13 protein-coding genes are annotated in these 19229 nt (G+C 34.5%); 6 read left to right on the forward strand and 7 right to left on the reverse strand.

The features are described 5' to 3' along the window. Together P5P90_RS13370 and gatB/aspS are read left to right on the forward strand one after the other, a co-directional pair. Complete coding sequence (locus P5P90_RS13370) at positions 1 to 1398, forward strand: amidase family protein (RefSeq protein WP_278035128.1); 1398 nt, start codon at positions 1 to 3, stop codon at positions 1396 to 1398. After that, complete coding sequence (gatB/aspS, locus tag P5P90_RS13375) at positions 1398 to 4730, forward strand: bifunctional amidotransferase subunit GatB/aspartate--tRNA ligase AspS (protein ID WP_278035129.1); 3333 nt, start codon at positions 1398 to 1400, stop codon at positions 4728 to 4730. Before P5P90_RS13370 ends, gatB/aspS begins: the two co-directional genes overlap by 1 nt. A gap of 79 nt (positions 4731 to 4809) precedes the next feature. On the opposite strand, the gene P5P90_RS13380 is transcribed toward gatB/aspS, so the two are convergent. Continuing rightward, the gene (locus P5P90_RS13380) at positions 4810 to 5268 is read right to left on the reverse strand and encodes an RNA methyltransferase (RefSeq protein WP_278035130.1); all 459 of its coding nucleotides are present in this window, start codon (positions 5266 to 5268) and stop codon (positions 4810 to 4812) included. A 190-nt stretch (positions 5269 to 5458) separates the two neighbouring features. Here P5P90_RS13380 and gyrB point away from each other — a divergent pair, with 190 nt between their 5' ends. The 4 genes from gyrB (at position 5459) to P5P90_RS13400 (ending at position 13934) form a co-directional block, all read left to right on the forward strand. Next, positions 5459 to 7399, forward strand: coding sequence for a DNA topoisomerase (ATP-hydrolyzing) subunit B (gene gyrB, locus P5P90_RS13385; RefSeq protein ID WP_278035131.1), 1941 nt, complete (start codon positions 5459 to 5461; stop codon positions 7397 to 7399). Positions 7400 to 7493: 94 nt separating this feature from the next. After that, positions 7494 to 8429: a malate dehydrogenase gene (mdh, locus tag P5P90_RS13390; RefSeq protein ID WP_278035132.1), complete on the forward strand. Its 936-nt coding sequence runs from the start codon at positions 7494 to 7496 to the stop codon at positions 8427 to 8429. A 221-nt stretch (positions 8430 to 8650) separates the two neighbouring features. Further along, the gene (gene secDF, locus P5P90_RS13395; RefSeq protein ID WP_278035133.1) at positions 8651 to 11623 is read left to right on the forward strand and encodes a protein translocase subunit SecDF; all 2973 of its coding nucleotides are present in this window, start codon (positions 8651 to 8653) and stop codon (positions 11621 to 11623) included. Positions 11624 to 11804: 181 nt separating this feature from the next. Then, a complete protein-coding gene (locus P5P90_RS13400; RefSeq protein WP_278035134.1) occupies positions 11805 to 13934 on the forward strand; it encodes a T9SS type B sorting domain-containing protein in 2130 nt (709 codons plus the stop codon). Between the two features lie 43 nt (positions 13935 to 13977). Here the strand turns inward: P5P90_RS13400 and P5P90_RS13405 are convergent, their stop codons facing one another. The 6 genes from P5P90_RS13405 to P5P90_RS13430 all read right to left on the reverse strand — a co-directional run bounded on the left by P5P90_RS13405 (position 13978) and on the right by P5P90_RS13430 (position 19224). Next, positions 13978 to 14202, reverse strand: coding sequence for an ATP-binding protein (locus tag P5P90_RS13405; RefSeq protein ID WP_340696474.1), 225 nt, complete (start codon positions 14200 to 14202; stop codon positions 13978 to 13980). After that, positions 14203 to 14439, reverse strand: a complete 237-nt coding sequence (locus P5P90_RS13410) for an ATP-binding protein (protein ID WP_278035135.1) — start codon at positions 14437 to 14439, stop codon at positions 14203 to 14205. Positions 14440 to 14539: 100 nt separating this feature from the next. Continuing rightward, positions 14540 to 15250 carry a DUF4369 domain-containing protein gene (locus P5P90_RS13415; RefSeq protein ID WP_278035136.1) on the reverse strand — a complete coding sequence of 237 codons (711 nt, stop codon included), beginning with the start codon at positions 15248 to 15250 and terminating at the stop codon, positions 14540 to 14542. An 87-nt stretch (positions 15251 to 15337) separates the two neighbouring features. Then, on the reverse strand, positions 15338 to 17197 hold the full coding sequence (locus P5P90_RS13420) for a M61 family metallopeptidase (RefSeq protein ID WP_278035137.1): 1860 nt from the start codon (positions 17195 to 17197) through the stop codon (positions 15338 to 15340). A 91-nt stretch (positions 17198 to 17288) separates the two neighbouring features. Beyond that, complete coding sequence (locus P5P90_RS13425) at positions 17289 to 17567, reverse strand: DUF2805 domain-containing protein (protein WP_278035138.1); 279 nt, start codon at positions 17565 to 17567, stop codon at positions 17289 to 17291. A 490-nt stretch (positions 17568 to 18057) separates the two neighbouring features. Beyond that, positions 18058 to 19224, reverse strand: a complete 1167-nt coding sequence (locus P5P90_RS13430) for a DUF1501 domain-containing protein (RefSeq protein ID WP_278035139.1) — start codon at positions 19222 to 19224, stop codon at positions 18058 to 18060. Between the last annotated feature and the right edge of the window lie 5 nt (positions 19225 to 19229).

Below are 19229 nucleotides of genomic sequence, written 5' to 3' on the forward strand. Positions count from 1 at the left end.
ATGGATTCTCAGATAAAAAAAATACACCAACAACTGGTGTCTAAACAAATAAGTTGTACCGCTTTAGTTCAGGAAAAATTAGATTTATTGAAGCAAAATGAATACAATTCAGTAAATAGTACTCTGGATTCCATGGCGCTTGAATTAGCGGCTAAGGTAGATGCTAAGATTGCAAAGGGAGAATCTATCGGCCTGCTTGAAGGTATTCCTTTTGGAATTAAAGATGTGTACATGGTACAAGGAACGTACACGACTGCGAGTTCTGAATTATTAAAAAACTACAAAGCGCCTTATACAGCAACGGCTATCCAAAAATTATTGGATGCGGGAGCTATTCCATTGGTTAAAGAAAACTGTGATAGTTTTGGTCATGGTTCTTCTAGTGAAAATACCATTTTTGGAGCGGTAAAAAATGCAATCAATCCGGAATTAGTGGGTGGAGGTTCAAGTGGAGGTTCTGCAGTGAACGTGGCTAAAGAATATACGGTGTTTTCTATTGGAGGAGATACGGGAGGTTCTATCCGTCAGCCTGCGGGATACAATCATATTTATGGTTTGAAACCTTCTTACGGAAGAATTTCTAGATACGGTTTGATGGCTTATGCTTCTTCTACGGATTGTGTTGGTCCATTGGCTAAATCAATTGAGGATATTCGTATCGTGTTGAACGTAATGAGCGGAAAGGATCCAAAAGATCAAACTTCGGTAGCCTCAAGCGAAATTACGGAAGAAGCTCTTGCTAATTCTTCAGTAAAAACAATTGGGTATTTTAAAAATTTCATCGATAGCGAAGCGATTGATGCACAAATAAAAGCTGATTTCTTAGCTGCTATCGAAAAAATTAAAGCTAAAGGAATTGAAGTAAAAGAATTAGATTTCTTCAAATCGGATATTTTAGTTTCTACTTATTATACCTTGGCAATGGCCGAAACAGCATCAAACTTATCTCGTCTGGACGGAACCAATTATGGAAACCGAATTGAAGGAGAAAATTTGATTGACAGTTATGCGGTTACCCGTTCTGAGAATTTCTCTGAAGAAACCAAACGTAGAATTGTGGGAGGAAACCAAGTGTTATCTCAAGGTTTCTCCGATGAAATCTATTTGAAAGGTTTGGCTTTAAGAGACCAAATTTCTGAAAACTTCAGTAAGGATTTTGAAGAAGTGGATATTGTTTTATCGCCGGTAACACCTAGTACACCACCAAAAATCGGAGATAGTTTAAAAGATCCTTTGGCGATGTATTTATCAGATGCATACACAGTTGGTTTTAGTTTAGGACAATTACCAACTTTAACCGTGCCACAAGGAACAAGTACAGGTCTGCAAATTACAGCAGCAAAGAATAATGATGAATTAGTGATGCAATTTGCTAACTTCTTAAAAGATATTTTATAATGGAATTGGAACAATTAACAGCGGCTATTAAGGCCCACGATTTAGAATTGGTTATCGGACTGGAAACGCACGTTCGATTAAATACCAAAACCAAGTTGTTTTGTTCTTGTCCAAATCAAGAAATTGAAACACCTAACCAAAATATATGTTCGGTTTGTACCGGACAAATGGGAGTTTTACCAGCTGTAAATAAAGAAGCGGTAATGAAGGCTATTTATTTCGGTAAAGCGGTAGATTCTTCTTTTAGTAATGAAGTGATTTCTTGGGATAGAAAGCACTATGAGTATCCAGATAACCCGAAAAATATCCAAATTACGCAGTTTCACAATCCGATTATTCCTGATGGTCACGTTTCATGTTATCGAAATGATGGTACGCAGTTTACTGTAAATTTGACTCAGGTACATATCGAAGAGGATGCTGCGAAATTGATGCACGAAAAGAAAATTTCCTTAGTGGATTTTAATAAAGCAGGAGTTCCGTTGATCGAAATTGTAACGGAGCCTTGTATTCGTAATATCGAAGATGCTTCAACCTATGCGCAATACATTCAGCGTATTGTTCAGAATTTAGGTATTTCTGAAGCTAACTTAGAAAAAGGGGAATTTAAGTCGGATGTATCGGTGTCTTTGCGTAAAAAACATTCATACGATTTGAATCCAAGAACAGAAATCAAAAACTTGAACTCGTTTAAGTTTATGGTGGAAGCTTTGAAAGAAGAGGTAGAGAAACAATTCAATTATTATATTGAGCACAAAGAGTTTCGTCCTGATCAAACTACGGTTTTATGGGATGCCGATTTGAAGCAAACAAAAACCATGCGTAAAAAGGAATTTGAGGCAGATTATCGTTTTATTTCTGAACCGGATTTACCTTTTGTAAACATCAAAAAAGAAGTAGAAGGAATTAAAGTGGATACCTCTGCTTTGCCTTTTGCGGTAGAATCTATTTTGATTGGTGGAGGTGTTTTGCCTCAGGATGCTAAATTCTTCACGGCAGATAGTTTGCGTTCCAGAACTTTTGTGGCAATAAACCATGAAATCAATGATCCTTCGTTTGTGGCTAAAACATTAGCTAATAATATCAAGGCGGAAGATTATGATAAAATCAATAATGTTCAGGATATTATTGCCATTTTTCAGTTGTTTAAAGCAGAGAAAATTACAGCGGTTTTAGTGCAAAATGCATTAGCGAGTTATTTGAAAGACGCTGCTTTTGACTATAAAAAATACTTTGAAGAGAATACTATTTCTGAAGATAAAATTCAAGAAGTAATTGCTAAGGTTATTGCAGAAAATGAAGCTGTTGCAAATGATATTAAGGCTGGTGACCAAGGAAAAGCAGGTATTTTAGTTGGTAAAGTTTTAGGTGTTATTGGTAAAGGTGCCAACGGAAAAGTAATTCGCCAGATTATCTTAGACAAATTAGGTGCTGCAGCGGTTTCGGAGAAAAATGAAGCGCAGGAAAAAGTGGCGAAAGAAGCTATTGCTGAACAAAAAGAAAGTCAGGAAGAAGCATTGCCGGAAATTCCAATCGTTGTAAAAGATATCTATAGAACACATAAGATTTCGCAATTATCTGAAGCGAATGTTGGAGAAGAAGTGTTATTGTCAGGATGGGTAGCGAGTGTGCGTGACCACGGAGAATTGATGTTTATTGATTTACGTGATTCGAGTTATGAAATTTTCCAGGTTAATATCAGTAGAGAAACATTTCCTAATATCGATGAATTAGTAAAATTGAAGCCTGAAACGGTTATTTCTGTAAAAGGAAAGGTTGTTGGGCGTAATGAAGATGATTATAATGCGGGATTGCGTACTGGTAAAATTGAATTAGAAACATCCGAATTAGAGATATTAAACTTGTCAAAAACGTTGCCTTTCGAAATTAAAAGAGCGGCAAAAACCAATGAGGCAACTCGTTTCCAATACAAGTTCTTAGATCACAGAAATGATGAGGTACGTCGTGCGATTGTAAACCGTCATAAAGTGATTAAGTTAATCCGTGATATTCTGGATGCAGAGGAGTTTTTAGAAATTGAAACACCTATTTTGAGTGCAGGAACAGATGAGGGAGCACGTGAATTTATTGTTCCTACTCGTAAACAAGCAGGTTCGTTTTATACCTTACCACAGGCGCCGCAACAGTTTAAACAAATGTTGATGGTAAGTGGTTATGAGAAATATTTCCAAGTAGCGCGTTGTTTTAGAGATGAGGATTCTCGAGGGGATCGTCAGCCTGAGTTTACACAGTTGGATATGGAAATGGCGTATGCGAGCATGCAACAAATTATCGATTTGAATACGAAATTGTTCAATGAAGTAGTAAAAAAAGTATATGGTAACAAATGGATTTTACATCCGTTTGAAGTGCTTACGTATAAAGAAGCGATGGATTATTACGGTTGTGACCGTCCTGATTTGCGTTTTGGATTAAAAATGCAAGACATTACCGAAATTGTAAAAGAAACTACATTCCAAGTTTTCTCTAAACCAATTGAAGAAGGTGGAATTGTAAAATGTATCAAAGTTTCGGCTCAAGAGCAAGGAAACAAGCGTATGTCTAAAGGTCAAATAGAAGCTTTGACGGCTATTGCACAACAACACGGTTTAGGAGGATTAGCATATATCATCGTAAATGAAGACGAATTGCAATCGCCAATTATTAAGTTTTTAGGAGAGGAAATTGCAGCAGGAATCATTCAGGCTACGAATGCTCAGGTGGGTGATATTGTATTCTTCTCGGCGGCTGATTATGCTACGGCAAATAAGGCTTTGGATGCAGTGCGTCAGGAAATGGGTAGAATGCTTCATTTGATTAATGCTAAAGAATTGCGTCCGGCTTGGGTTGTTGATTTCCCTATGTTTGAAAAAACAGATGAAGGTCGATGGACCTTTACACATAATCCATTCTCTATGCCGGCAATTTATGATTTGCAAAAACACATGGATGGTAAGGAAGAAGAAATCGGTACAATCATTGCGCAGCAATACGATATTATCCTGAACGGATACGAAATTGGAGGAGGTTCTGTTCGTGCTCATAAATCGGAAATTTTGGAAGCAACTTATAGAAATATGGGTTACAACAAAGAAGAGATGATTAAGAGTGTAGGAACGATGTATAAGGCTTTCCAGTATGGAGCGCCGCCACATGGAGGAATCGCTTGGGGAATTGATCGTTTAATGATGATTTTAGAGAAAAAAGCCTCTATTCGTGAAGTTATGGCTTTTCCTAAAACAGGAACCAGTGAGGATTTATTATTTGGAGCTCCATCGCCACTTTCTGATAAAAAGGTAGAGGAAATGAATGTGAGGATTATTAATAAATAGTTTTCTATAATAATAAAAAGAAAGCGGATTGGTAGAAGTATCAATCCGCTTTTTTATATGTAAGATTTTGTTTTTAAGTTTAGGAACGAGGCTTGTTAAGCCCTCTGTCATAAAGTACGATGCTTCCTGCTACAGAAACATTTAAACTTTTCTCTGATTTGAATTTGACTAAAAAATGGCATTTTTCCATTGCTTTTTTGGATAGACCATTATCTTCTGCGCCTAATAAATACACACAGCGTCTTGGATGTTCAAAAGTTTCTAAATCAACGGCTCTGTCGTCTAATTCAACACCGACCAATCGTGCGCCTTTAGGTAGATTGTTGAAGAAATCTTCAAAGGTTTCGTAATGAAAATAGGGAATTGACTTCACGGCATTGTGCGTGTCGCAGGCTTGTTTAGCGTATCTATTTCCAATGGTGAATATATAACTGGCTCCTAAATTTTGAGCTGTTCTCCATAAAACGCCTAAGTTTTCAGGGGTTTTACCATTCTGTATTCCGATTCCGAAAAATTCGTTTTTAAAATTGTCGTTCATGCTGCAAAAATACGAACAGTTAGTAGTATTGTCAAATTTTAAATTCTAATGAAAAAAAATAAGGGTTTCATTGTTGAAATTGACATATTTTGTTGATAACTTAAGACTATATAAGGGTAATTTTAACGCTATATAAATTGCGTTTTTATATATTTGCGTGTTAGACAAAAATACATTTAGAATAGAACATATGAGCGAAGAAATCAAGAACAATTATTCAGCGGATAGTATTCAAGCATTAGAGGGAATGGAGCACGTAAGAATGCGTCCATCGATGTATATTGGTGATGTTGGAGTTCGTGGACTTCACCATTTAGTATATGAAGTTGTTGATAACTCTATTGATGAGGCAATGGGTGGTCACTGTGATACCATCAGTGTTGCTATTAATGAAGATGGTTCTATTACAGTAGAAGATAATGGACGTGGTATTCCTGTTGGAATTCACAAAAAAGAAGGTGTTTCGGCATTGGAAGTTGTAATGACTAAAATTGGTGCTGGAGGTAAATTTGATAAAGATTCCTATAAAGTTTCTGGAGGTTTACACGGGGTAGGTGTATCTTGTGTGAACGCATTGTCAACTCATTTAACAGCTACAGTTCATAGTAGTGATGGTAAAATTTATCAACAAGAGTATGAAAGAGGTAAGGCTTTATATCCTGTAAAACAAATTGGAGATACTTCAAAAAGAGGTACTATCGTTACTTTTTATCCAGATCCAACAATTTTCACGCAAACAACAGAGTATTCTTATGATACTTTGTCGGCTCGTATGCGTGAGTTGGCTTATTTGAACAAAGGGATTACAATTAATTTCTGTGATAAAAGACAATTAGACGAAAATGGAAATCCTGTTGGGGAAGTGTTTCATTCTCAGGAAGGATTAAAGGAATATATCCGTTATTTGGATGGAAACCGTGAGCCTATTATTGGTCATGTAATTTCTATGGATAATCAAAAAGCCGAGATTCCGGTTGAGGTGGCTTTAATTTATAATACGAGTTACTCAGAGAATATTTTTTCTTATGTAAATAATATCAACACACACGAGGGAGGAACGCATTTACAAGGATTTAGAATGGGATTAACTCGTTCTTTGAAGAAATATGCCGATGCTTCTGGAATGTTGGATAAATTAAAATTTGACATTTCCGGAGATGATTTCCGTGAGGGATTGACCGCTATTATTTCGGTAAAAGTTTCTGAGCCACAATTTGAAGGACAAACAAAAACCAAATTGGGTAACAGAGAGGTTGTTTCTCCTGTGAGTCAGGCGGTAAGTGAGATGGTGGAGACTTATTTGGAAGAAAATCCAAATGATGCTAAAATCATCGTTCAAAAAGTAATTTTGGCAGCTCAGGCGCGTCACGCAGCTAAAAAAGCGCGTGAAATGGTGCAGCGTAAAACCGTGATGGGTGGCGGTGGATTGCCAGGGAAATTATCCGATTGTTCGGAGCAAGATCCTGCAAAATGTGAGGTGTATCTTGTCGAGGGAGATTCTGCGGGTGGAACGGCTAAACAAGGTCGTGACCGTAACTTTCAAGCGATTTTACCATTAAGAGGTAAGATTTTGAATGTTGAAAAAGCAATGCACCACAAAGTTTTCGAAAACGAAGAGATTAGAAACATCTTTACTGCTTTAGGGGTTACTATTGGGACAGAAGAAGATAGTAAAGCTTTGAATATTTCAAAATTACGTTACCATAAAGTAATCATCATGTGTGATGCCGATGTCGATGGTAGTCATATTTCTACATTGATTTTGACATTCTTCTTCCGTTTTATGAAAGAATTGATCGAAGAAGGGCATGTTTATATTGCTGCTCCGCCTTTATACTTGGTTAAAAAAGGAAATAAGAAAGAGTATGCTTGGAACGATGTTCAACGTGATCAGGCAAATGAAAGAATGGGAGGAAGTGCTAATATCCAACGTTATAAAGGTCTTGGAGAGATGAATGCTGAGCAGTTGTGGGAAACTACAATGGATCCAAATTTCAGAACGTTACGTCAGGTAACTATAGAGAGTTTAGCAGAAGCTGATCGTGTGTTTTCTATGTTAATGGGGGATGAAGTACCGCCACGTAGGGAATTTATCGAGAAAAATGCAGTTTATGCTAATATTGATGCGTAAAAAAATAGTTTTTTCGGTGGTTATTTTGAGTAATAAATTGTAGATTAGCGAGAGTTAACCAATTTTTTTTACTTAACCGAATAAACGTTTTAATATGAAAGTTACTATTGTAGGAGCAGGAAATGTTGGCGCAACCTGTGCAGACGTTATATCTTATCGTGGAATTGCTAGTGAAGTAGTTTTGTTGGATATCAAAGAAGGTTTTGCCGAAGGTAAGGCTCTAGATATCATGCAATGTGCTACAGATACCGGGTTCAATACTCGTGTAATAGGAGTTACGAATGATTATTCAAAAACCGCAAACAGTGATGTGGTGGTTGTAACTTCTGGAATTCCTAGAAAACCAGGAATGACTCGTGAGGAGTTGATAGGTATTAATGCAGGCATTGTTAAATCGGTTGTGGAAAATATTTTAACCTATTCTCCAGACACTATTATTGTAATGGTTTCAAATCCAATGGATACAATGACCTATTTAGCATTAAAGTCAACAGGTCTTCCTAAAAATAGGATAATAGGTATGGGAGGTATTTTAGATAGTTCTCGATTTAGAACTTATCTCTCTCTTGCTTTGGATAAACCAGCTAATGATATATCAGGAATGGTAATAGGTGGTCATGGTGATACAACGATGATTCCTTTAACACGTTTGGCTGCTTATAACGGAATACCTGTTAGTCAGTTTTTGTCGAAAGAGGTGTTGCAAAAAGTGGCTGCAGATACCATGGTAGGAGGAGCGACTCTTACAGGGCTTTTGGGGACATCAGCTTGGTATGCACCGGGAGCTTCTGTAGCGTTTTTGGTAGACAGTATTTTAAATGATCAAAAAAGAATGATTGCTTGTTCTGTTTATGTTGAGGGCGAATACGGTCAAAATGATATTTGTATTGGAGTGCCATGTATTATTGGGAAAAATGGAGTTGAGGAGATTATCGATATTCAATTAGATGATAATGAAAAAGCTTTATTTGCGAAGAGTGCTGATGCAGTTAGAGCTATGAATGATGCTTTAAAAGGTATTTTGGCTTAACAAATTTCACATAATAGAGTGAAGACTGCAATTTTGCAGTCTTTTTTTTGAGATTAATTAATAAATAAATTGGTTAATCTTAACCAGAATTATATATTTGCTCGGTTTAAAAAAAGATTTATAGCCATTTTTGTTCAATTTGGAAAGATAGTAATAGCTAAAGTATTGGTTATTAAGGCTTGATGAAAAAATAAATTTAAAATAATTAATTTTTAGTAATAATGCAGAATAAAGGACTTATTAAATTTTTCGCAATTCTATTTGCATTGGTAAGTATTTACCAACTCACGTTCACTTTCGTTGCTAATGGCGTTAAGAGTGAAGCTAAAGCTTTCGCAGGGGATAATCCTGATAAAGAGTTAAAATATTTAGATTCTATAGGTAAAGTTCCTGTGTTGAATCTAGGTTTTACTGAATTTACATATGATGAGGTAAAAAACAAACAATTAAATAAAGGTCTGGACTTAGAAGGAGGAATCAATGTAATTCTTCAAATTTCTATCAAAGATGTATTGAAAGGATTAGCTAATAATTCTAAAAATCCAGTTTTTAATAAGTCATTGGCAGATGCAACTGCTAATTTAGAAGGAAATAAAAATTACTTAGATAAGTTTTTTGAAGCTTTTGAAGCGAATTCAAAAGGTACAGTAAAATTAGCTTCTCCAGATATTTTTGCAAACAGAAGTATGCAGGGTGAAGGTGGTGTTGATTTTCAAATGACCGATGCTCAGGTTCAAAAAGTAATCAAAAGAAAAGTTGGTGAATCTATCGAAAGTGCTTACAAAGTATTAAGAGAGCGTATCGATAAATTTGGAGTAACTCAGCCAAATATCCAAAAATTAGGAGAATCAGGAAGAATCTTAGTAGAGCTTCCAGGTGCTAAAGATGTGGATAGAATTAAAAAATTATTGGGTGGAAAAGCACAATTAGAGTTCTGGGAAACTTATAAAATAGAAGAAGTTGGTAACTTCTTGATGGCTGCCAATGAAACTTTGAAAAAAACAGAGGTTACTAAAAAAGAAGCGAAACCAGTCGTTAAAGATTCATTAAGTGCTTTATTAACGGATGCAAAAGATACAGCTACTGCTAAAAAAGGAAATAATCCTTTATTAGACAAGATGATTGGTCAAGGTGGTGGACCTGTATTAGGTTTATTTGCACCAAAAGATACAGCGGTAATCAATGCTTATTTCAAAAGACCAGAAATTAGAAATTTATTAGCTGCTGACCAACGTTATGCAAAATTTGTTTGGAGTAAACCAACAAATTTGACTGACAAAGAGGGTAAACAAATTGAAGCTGTAGAATTATATGCTTTAAAAGGTAACAGAGACAATGTTCCAGCGATGAACGGAGGTCTAGTTACGGATGCAAATGATACTTTTGACCAAATGGGTAAACCTGCTGTTTCTATGCAAATGAGTCCACAAGGTGCTAAAGTATGGGAGGAATTAACAGGAAGAGCTTTTGCTCAAAAAAGTTATATTGCTATCGTTTTGGATAATGTAGTTTATTCTGCTCCTGGTGTTACTAGTGGACCAATTGCAGGTGGTAGATCTGAAATTACAGGTTCTTTTGATATTACAGAAACTAAAGATTTAGCTAACGTATTAAACGCAGGTAAATTACCAGCTTCTGCTGATATTATTCAATCTACAGTAGTTGGACCATCTTTAGGACAGGCTTCTATTGATGCAGGTATGATTTCTTCTATTGTAGGATTTGTTTTGGTATGTTTATGGATGGTATTCTATTATGGTAAAGCAGGTTGGTATGCTAACTTAGCGTTATTATTAAACTTACTTTTCTTATTCGGAATTATGGCAAGTTTTGGTTTTGTATTAACATTACCAGGTATTGCAGGTATCGTGTTAACATTAGGTACTGCGGTAGATGCTAACATCATTATCTATGAAAGAGCAAAAGAAGAATTGCGTGAAGGTAAATCTTTATCAGATGCTGTAATTTCGTCTTACGGATGGCATGGAGCGATGCGTTCAATCATTGATGCTAACGTGACTCACGTTTTGACTGGAGCTATCTTGTTTATTTTTGGAACAGGACCAATTAAAGGTTTCGCTTTAACATTACTTATTGGTATCGTTACTTCGTTATTTACATCAATTTTCATTGCTAGAATATTCATCGACAGAAACATTTTAGGAAAAGCTACTTTGACGTTCTCTACGAATATTACAAAAAACTGGTTTACTAATTTCCACTTCGATTTCATCAAGATTAAGAAATTCACTTATGTTTTCTCTTCATTAGTAGTAATCGTGAGTTTGATTTCTATCTTCTTTGTAAATGGATTAGATGAAGGTGTAGACTTTGTTGGAGGTAGAACATTCCAAGTTAAGTTTGAAAAGCCTGTAGACGCGGCAGTTGTTTCTGAAGAATTATCAGCTGCATTTGGTACGCCAGTTGAAGCTAAAGTTTTAGGAGATGCTGATCAATTAAAAATTACTACTAAGTATAAAATTAAAGAAGACGGTGTTGCTGTTGACGAGGAAGTGAATCAAAAATTATACAAGGCATTATCTAAATATTACACTAATGTTTCTTATGATAAATTCACTAATACGTTTGATGGTAAAAAAGTAGGGGTATTACAAGCATCGAAAGTAGGAGCTTCGATTTCAGAAGATATTAAAACAAACTCTTATTGGGCAGTTTTAGGTGCTATGGCTGTTATTTTCTTATACTTGATGATTTCATTCCGTAAATGGCAGTATTCATTAGGTGCTGTTGCAGCTGTTGCTCATGACGTAATCTTTGTATTGGGTATCTACTCTTTATGTTATAAATTCATGCCTTTCCACATGGAAATGGACCAACATTTTATCGCAGCAATACTTACTGTAATTGGATATTCGATGAATGATACAGTAATTGTATTTGATAGAATTAGAGAATTTATTATTGGTAACCGTAAAGGTACTTTCGAAGAAATTGTTAATGCTTCTATTAATACAACATTATCAAGAACATTGAATACTTCATTAATGATGATTCTTGTGTTATTAACGATGTTTATTTTTGGAGGTGAGTCTATCCGAGGATTTATCTTTGCTATGTTGGTAGGTATTGTAGTGGGAACTTATTCTTCATTATTTATCGCAACTCCGGTATTGGTAGATACTATTTCAATAGAAGATAAAAAGCAAATCGAAGAGCAACATAAAGCAGCTTAATTCTGTTTGTTACATATATTAGAAAAGACCCAACTTTTAGTTGGGTCTTTTTTTTGTAATCGATAGTACTACAAATAATAGTTTTTATATTCGTGTTTCCCTTTTATAAAGCTTGCTTTTTTAATATATTTACGAAATATTAAGATTTTCCCAAATCGAATCTTTTTTTAAAATCGATACAATGAAAAAGAATATAATAGTATTAGTCTTTGTCTGTCTAATTGATTTGTTCTTCGCTACGCGAATGTCGGCTCAAACACCAGCACCTACACCAACTCCTGCATTTTTGTATTATTGTCTCAATGAAACAGCGGCTCCATTGTCGGCAACTCCATCAGGAGGAGGAACCTTGAGATGGTACACAACCTTGACAGGAGGAACTTTTTCTACTACAGCACCAACGCCACCTACAAATGTGGCAGCTACAGGATCAAATCATCTTAAGTATTTTGTTACCCAAGTGATTGGAGGAGTTGAAAGTACTCCTCGAACTGAAATTGATGTTTATGTAGAACAGCATTTGTCTTTATTTTGTGTCGCAGGAACAAATTCGATTTTTTTTGATTTTGCTAATACAGGTCAATCAAGCTTTACTTATAGTTATACTATTGATGGGGGAACTCCTATTACGGGGACACATAATTCCCCTTCTAATTTAATGGTTTCAGGCTTAAATGAAGGTCAGACAGTTGTGTTTACACTTACTGCGGTAGGAGCCAAAGCTTGTGTAACACCAGAAACAACTAGTTGTAAAACGATTTGTTCAGCTACCGTTACAACACCCAATTTTGCAGCTATCGGTCCATTGTGTGAAGGTTCGGTGGCACCCGTTTTAGGTCCGACATCTCCCAATGGAATTTCAGGTACTTGGTCCCCGGCTACGATTAATACCGCTCTTCCTGGTACAGTAGCTTATACATTTACACCCAATCCGACTAGCTTTCCTTGTGCCAATCAACAAGTGATGAATATTACAATTAATGCTAAAGCAACACCTGTATTTAATTCTATTCCATCAACGGTTTGTCAGAGTGCTACAGCACCGGTATTGCCTTTGACATCAGATAATGCAACACCTATTACTGGAACATGGACACCGAGCGCTGTTAATACAGCTATTTTAGGGCCTGTAACTTATACTTTTACTCCTAATGCAGGGCAATGTGTGGTTGTAACTCCAACAACGGCTACAATCACCGTTTTACCTAATGCAGTTAATCCCAATTTTGCTCCGATTTCACCCATTTGTATTGGAAGCAATCCTCCAACTTTAAGTACGGTTTCACCAGCAGGAATTGTGGGTACTTGGTCACCTTCAACAATTAGTACTACAGCTGCCGGAACTAGTTCTTATACTTTTACGCCCGATCCTAATCAGTGTGCGGTACAGCAAACATTGAGTGTAACCATAACTCCAAAGACGGTAACCAATTTTACTCAAATTGCTCCATTTTGTGCCGGAAGTACAGCGCCTACTTTGGGAACAACATCTCCAAATGGAGTATCAGGTAGTTGGTCGCCAACTGTAGTTGACAATATGGCCAGTGGGACATATATTTTTACTCCCAATTCAAATGAATGTGCTATAGTACAAACGATGAATATTATTGTAAATCAGCCTATAAATCCGGGGTTTAATGATTATACTATTTGTTCAGGAAGTGTAGCGCCTAATTTAGATACAACTTCTCCTTATGGTGTAACAGGAACCTGGAATCCGTCAGCTGTAGATAATTTGAATAGTGATTCTTATACTTTTACTCCCGATCCAGGGCAATGTGCCGTAGTGCAGACAATTGATGTAACGGTTTTACCTTCTAATACTTTGACTGATTTTAGCTGGACGGTTACAGAGGCTTTTGTTGAAAATCAAAAAATTACTATTACTGCCGATGCTGCCAATGGAGATTATTCTTATCAATTGGATGATGGTCCTTTGCAATCGAGTCCGGTTTTTGAATATGTATCTTCAGGTTTACATTCGGTTACTGTAGTGGAAAATTCCGGATGTAGTAATCCGATAACCAAAACCGATATTTTGGTTATTAATTATCCAAAGTATTTCACGCCAAATAATGATGGATATAATGATTATTGGAACATAAAAGAATTGGCTTCACAGCCTTATGCATATATCCGAATATTTGATCGTTATGGAAAGTTTTTAAAACAAATAAGCCCTAATGGTACAGGCTGGAATGGAACTTATAATGGACATTTTTTACCTGCTGATGATTACTGGTTTGTTATTCATTATATGGAAAATGATGTAGTTAAGGAATTTAAATCCCATTTTGCTTTAAAGAGATAAAAAATTGAGGAATTGCTAATAGTAATTCCTCAATTTTTTTGTGTTAATTTCCAGTTTTAATTTCGCCTATTATAAATTCAGAACCTTCCTTGTAATTGGTATTGTAAAAAACTTTTACATCATTTCTTTCGGCTAGTTTTCTAACCAGATTTAATCCCATTCCTGTTCCTGATTCTCCTCTAGATTTTTGTCCTAATGTATAGAACATTTGGACTATTTTTTCTGCCTGACTTTTAGGAATTCCCGGACCATTGTCACTGATAGCTATTTATTGTAATGTTTCGTTGTAGGTAATGGTTATTTCTGTAATTTCTTTGTCATTGTATTTAATTGCATTCGACAATAAATTTTGAATAATTTGTTTGAATGCTACCGTTTGAAAACTAATGTGGTTATTCAGGTTAAGCTTGTTTGTTTTGATATCGCTGTTTGGATTTATCAGTTTGATAACCGTATTTACTTTGTTAAGGATTTTAATCGAAATGATGATTTTCTGTTTTGACAAATGGTATAAAAAGAAATGATGATTTTAGTTGAATTATAAATAAAAAAAGCATTTCAAATAAACTGAAATGCTTTTGTATTAATGTGCTATTCTTAATATATTAGTTAGTAGTTTTTAAAGCTTTGATGTATTGTGTTAATTTTTTTCCATACATGGATTCCTTTATTTTCGGACTCATCGATTTTGCTATGGTGTCTAAAAATTTTACGTTGATATCGTAAACTTCTGCTAAGGCAATATAGGGAGCAATTTCATGGTCTTTATTGTTCATGGCATAGTTAACAGCAAATAGGTACTTGCGTTTCATGTTTAATTCCTGCAATTGACTAAGACTATCTACTGCTTTAGTGTCTTTGCGTTTAATTGCTTTAAATTTTTGTTCAATAAGACTTAAATTTTGATCTTTATATCTTTCAGTTGTTTTTTTATACTCTTCATATAATTCGTGGTTTTTAGAACCTGTAATTTTTGCATCAGAGAGAAATGCATCCAGATTAGTTTCTAAGGTCATTTTGCCTGGTTCGGCAAAAAACATAAGGTTGTTGTCTAATGAATTAGAAACACCTCTGTCCACAAATAAATAAAGCATTTCTGGAGATTTTAAATCTAAATAACTTTCAAATTTCGAATCACCTTCAATTATTATAGTGTCAATTGCAATTAGTGAAGTGTCAACAAATTTTTGAATGTATAAAGTTCCGTCTTTTAGTCCTTTTACATTTCCTGTAATGTGTAAATTTCCTTTTGGTTCTTTTTTGTCACATGCCGCTATTGCTAGTAAAGCAACGAATGCAAGAATTGATTTTTTCATTAGTTAAAATATTTTGTGCAAAGTAAAGAAAATAGTTGAGAAACCGAATAGTTGATACAATTCTGTTTTAATAGGTTTAAAAAAATATTAACCTTTTAACCAAGCTTCTTTTAATTGTTTTTTAGATTCATCAAAAACTTTCAAAGTTTCTTTTTCAATCATAGGCAATTTTACTATTCCTTTTATGGTTTCTTCTTTACCATTACGTTTTATTTTTATTGTAATGGCTTCATTTTCCTTCCATTTAGTACTTTGACTGATTAAATCATAGATGTTGTCTAGATTGTAGTTTTTATCGTTAATGCTTAAAAGTATTTCATTCCCTTTTAGCCCTAGATGGTCAAAGAAAATATTTAATTCCATATTTGGAGCTACAAAAATTTCTTTTGATGCAGGGTTAACATTAATGTATGGCGTGTTATTGTCTTTTAGAAAAACGGCAGCTGCTTGCTCTGTTTTATATTTTTCAACACCAACTTTACCCAAAAATACATCATATGGAATAGGGGTAGGGCCAGCTACATACGTTTTAAGGAAGTCACCCACTTCAGGATAAGTTAGTTCTGTTATTTTGCCAAAAAGTTCTTCATCATTAAAAGCTTTTAAAACTCCGTATTCATTTGATAATTTTTGCATTAAATCTAGAATTCCACGTTGACCATTGCTTTTTTCTCTGATAATAATGTCGATACACATTCCAATTAATGCTCCTTTTTGGTAAACATTTAAATACTGTTCTTTATAAGGTTCTTTTAATACATTAGCACTCATTGTTGTAAAAGGCATTGTGTCGTTGAGTGCTTTCGATTCTTCTATTTTTTCTGCAATTCGATTGTAAAAATCGGATTCAGAGATTAGACCTTGGTTGATTTGAAAAAGATTAGCAAAATATTCGGTCACACCTTCATACATCCATAAATGTTCGGACATTTTGGGTGCATTATAATCAAAATCTTGAATTTCTTTCGAATGAATAGTAAGTGGTGTAACTATATGGAAAAATTCATGAGAAACTACGTCCATCATCGATTTTACTAATTCTTCTTTATCCATTATTTCAGGTAAAACAACTGTAGTTGCTGTTGGGTGTTCAAGTGCTCCAAAACCATGTGCATCATCCTCTTTTAGACTTGATAAGTATAAAAGAACGCTGTATTTTTTTGTAGAATTGATTTTGCCTAAGAATTTCTTTTGGGCAATCATCATGGTTTTCATTTCTGGAGTAATGCTTTCGGCAGTATATTTTCTTGTTGGGGAATACACACAAATTTGAATATCCATCCCATCAACTGTAAAAGTAGTATAATCCGGTTTTGAATACATGATAGGATTTTCTACAAGATCCGCATAACGTGATGTTGTGTACACATCATTGGTATCGCTAGAATCGATGTCTGTCAATGATGTTGCTCCCCATAATGTTTTTGGATGATTTATACTTAATTGGTAAGGATTTGAAAGATAATTGTCAAAATAACCTATGAAACAATGAGTGTTAATCATGAAATTTTCACCAGCAATAATATTTGAACCTGCTGGTGAAAAAACATCTTCGTTGCCAAAACTAGTTCCTTTTTCAATGTCAAAAGTGTCATTTACTAAATAGGTTATTTTACTCAAAGATTTAGCATTTGATATTGTCCAAGTGTTTTCATCTGTTTTTTTGACTAACAATAAATTCCCTTTTTTATCATATGCCTTTAAATCTTCGATGTATATTCCATAATTGCTCTCGGAGTAGGTTCCGGGAACTGTTTTTGGTATTCGATAACTGATTTCAGTGCTTTTTATTTTAGGGGCTTTAATAGTAACTAAAACTTGATCGTTTTTTACTTCATTTAAATTGATGGTAGCCTCAATTGTGGCTAGTGTGTTTTTGCTAGTTTGAACAGACTTACAACTCCAAACCAAAGAAGTGAAGGCAAATGCTAATAATAATTTTTTCATATAATGTTTTGGAATTAAGTGGTTTAGCCTTGTTTTTAAACAGCGCAAAAGGTATAAAAAAAACACCCGTTCTTGAGAGTGTTTCGTAGCGTTAGTCTAGTTTATTTTTAATATAGTATTTTCCATCTAAATCGTCATCAAAATCATCAATTTTAAGAGGTTTAGGTTTAGGTTTACTAGCCGAAGCTTTCTTTTTCCACATTTCAAATTTTTCTAGAGGCATCTTTTTTTTCATGATTTCCAGAACTTCTTTTTCAGCCAATCCAAATTCTTTTTTTATAATTTCGAATGGATTTCTTTCCTCTAGGGCTAGTGTAACAAGCTTTTCAGTTTGTTCAAAGCTCAGTTCTTTACGGTTACTCTTTTTCATCACGTGAAAATTTATTCTAAATAGGTTTTTTTTAAATTAAAAATGATCTTGTAACAGATTTCAATATTAATAAAAAAAATAATTACTTCACATTTTCGATGTTTTTTTTTGTCGAGATTTTTTTAGTTGGCAAATGGAGTATTTAGAAAGATGATTTTTTGAATAATTGGTGTTTAAACTTTTGAATAATAAGCTTTTTGTAATTTTTGGAGCTATAAAAAATAGCGATGTATAGTTCTTTATTTGAAAAATAAATGTGTGCGCTTTCTTTTATAGCGTACTCTTACGTTTTTGTATGGTAAAATGGTCTCTTTTACGTTTTGATTTGATTTTTTTTACTTTAAAATGACTCTTCTTTTGTTGCACATTCACTACTTTGATGACAGAAAAAAGTATAAAAAACGATATCCATTTTCCAAACTGTAACTTTTTAAAACAAAAGAGATAAATCATAATAATTACAATCGGGTGGTTCTAATGCAAAAAAAAGTTAAAACAATCCTTGTAAAGGAGGACTTTTAATCCCGATTTTTTGGTAGTCAAAAGCCATTTTTTCTTTCAATAGACTAGCATAAACGGATCTAAAATCGATTTGGTATTTTAAATCTCCTTGTGATAAATCGCTTAGATTTGGGTTGTTGCCTATTACTTTTCCGCGGTTTTGTCCACCAATGACAAACATTGGAGCGGCAGTTCCGTGATCTGTTCCATTTCCATTGTCTTTAACTCTTCTTCCAAATTCCGAAAACACCACGATTGTTACATTTTGCAATAAATTGCCTTGTTTTAAATCTTGGTAAAAACTGTATAATGCCGAGTCTAATTCCTTGAATTTATTGTTTTGGATGGCCAATTGGTTGTCATGTGTATCATACCCACTTTGAGAGGTGTAATATACTTTTGAATTTAAATTTCCTTTTATTAAACGCGCAATCCATTCTAAATTTTTCCCTAAAGCATTTTTAGGATAGCTGGTTTGAGTACTCGATTTACTCAGTGCTTTTTGAATATCTTCGGAACCTTCCAAAACTGAATTGGCTACTTTTCGAACAAAATCCAACGAAGGATTTGAAGATAAAACATCGGTTTCTTCTTTATTGTTTTTTATTTTAAAGCGGTCTGGATCTTTTACGGTTATTGAATTTGGGTTGTCTCCTTTTAAAGAAAGATTATCGATAGAGTCAATATTAATTCCTGCAGTTGGGTTATGAGTGACACATTGTAAATCAAGATAACGTCCTAACCATCCTTCATTAAGGTATTGATTAAAGTCGGTAGCGGTTTGCCAAATTTCTTGACTTCTAAAATGGGAACGATTAGGTTCAGGATATCCTACGTTTTGAATTACCGATAAATCACCATTTTGTTGCATTTGAGCAAATCCTTTCAAAGAAGGATGAAATCCCATTCCTTTAGTAGTCGAAATTACTTCGTTTTTGGAAATGGCAATATTGGGGCGTAAATCATAATACAATGGATCTTCAAAAGGAATAAAAGTGTTTAAACCATCATTTCCTCCATTTAATTGTATGAAAACCAAACATTGTTCTCCAATCATTAAATTTTTTTGACAACCATAAGAGAACAAAAAGTTAGGAAGTAACAATGTTCCTCCTGTTAATGTTCCTGTAAGTGATAGAAAATTTCTTCTGTTCATAAATT

It is taken from the genome of Flavobacterium nitratireducens (assembly GCF_029625335.1).
GTDB classification, from domain to species: Bacteria; Bacteroidota; Bacteroidia; order Flavobacteriales; family Flavobacteriaceae; genus Flavobacterium; species Flavobacterium nitratireducens.

Bases quoted from the DNA above. Each gene is read 5' to 3' on its own strand.
- secDF (WP_278035133.1), top strand. From the start codon at position 8,651: ATGCAGAATAAAGGACTTATTAAATTTTTCGCAATTCTATTTGCATTG.
- P5P90_RS13420 (WP_278035137.1), bottom strand. From the start codon at position 17,197: ATGAAAAAATTATTATTAGCATTTGCCTTCACTTCTTTGGTTTGGAGT.
- P5P90_RS13415 (WP_278035136.1), bottom strand. From the start codon at position 15,250: ATGAAAAAATCAATTCTTGCATTCGTTGCTTTACTAGCAATAGCGGCA.
- P5P90_RS13370 (WP_278035128.1), top strand. From the start codon at position 1: ATGGATTCTCAGATAAAAAAAATACACCAACAACTGGTGTCTAAACAA.
- gyrB (WP_278035131.1), top strand. From the start codon at position 5,459: ATGAGCGAAGAAATCAAGAACAATTATTCAGCGGATAGTATTCAAGCA.
- gatB/aspS (WP_278035129.1), top strand. From the start codon at position 1,398: ATGGAATTGGAACAATTAACAGCGGCTATTAAGGCCCACGATTTAGAA.
- P5P90_RS13400 (WP_278035134.1), top strand. From the start codon at position 11,805: ATGAAAAAGAATATAATAGTATTAGTCTTTGTCTGTCTAATTGATTTG.
- mdh (WP_278035132.1), top strand. From the start codon at position 7,494: ATGAAAGTTACTATTGTAGGAGCAGGAAATGTTGGCGCAACCTGTGCA.
- P5P90_RS13430 (WP_278035139.1), bottom strand. From the start codon at position 19,224: ATGAACAGAAGAAATTTTCTATCACTTACAGGAACATTAACAGGAGGA.
- P5P90_RS13380 (WP_278035130.1), bottom strand. From the start codon at position 5,268: ATGAACGACAATTTTAAAAACGAATTTTTCGGAATCGGAATACAGAAT.
- P5P90_RS13425 (WP_278035138.1), bottom strand. From the start codon at position 17,567: ATGAAAAAGAGTAACCGTAAAGAACTGAGCTTTGAACAAACTGAAAAG.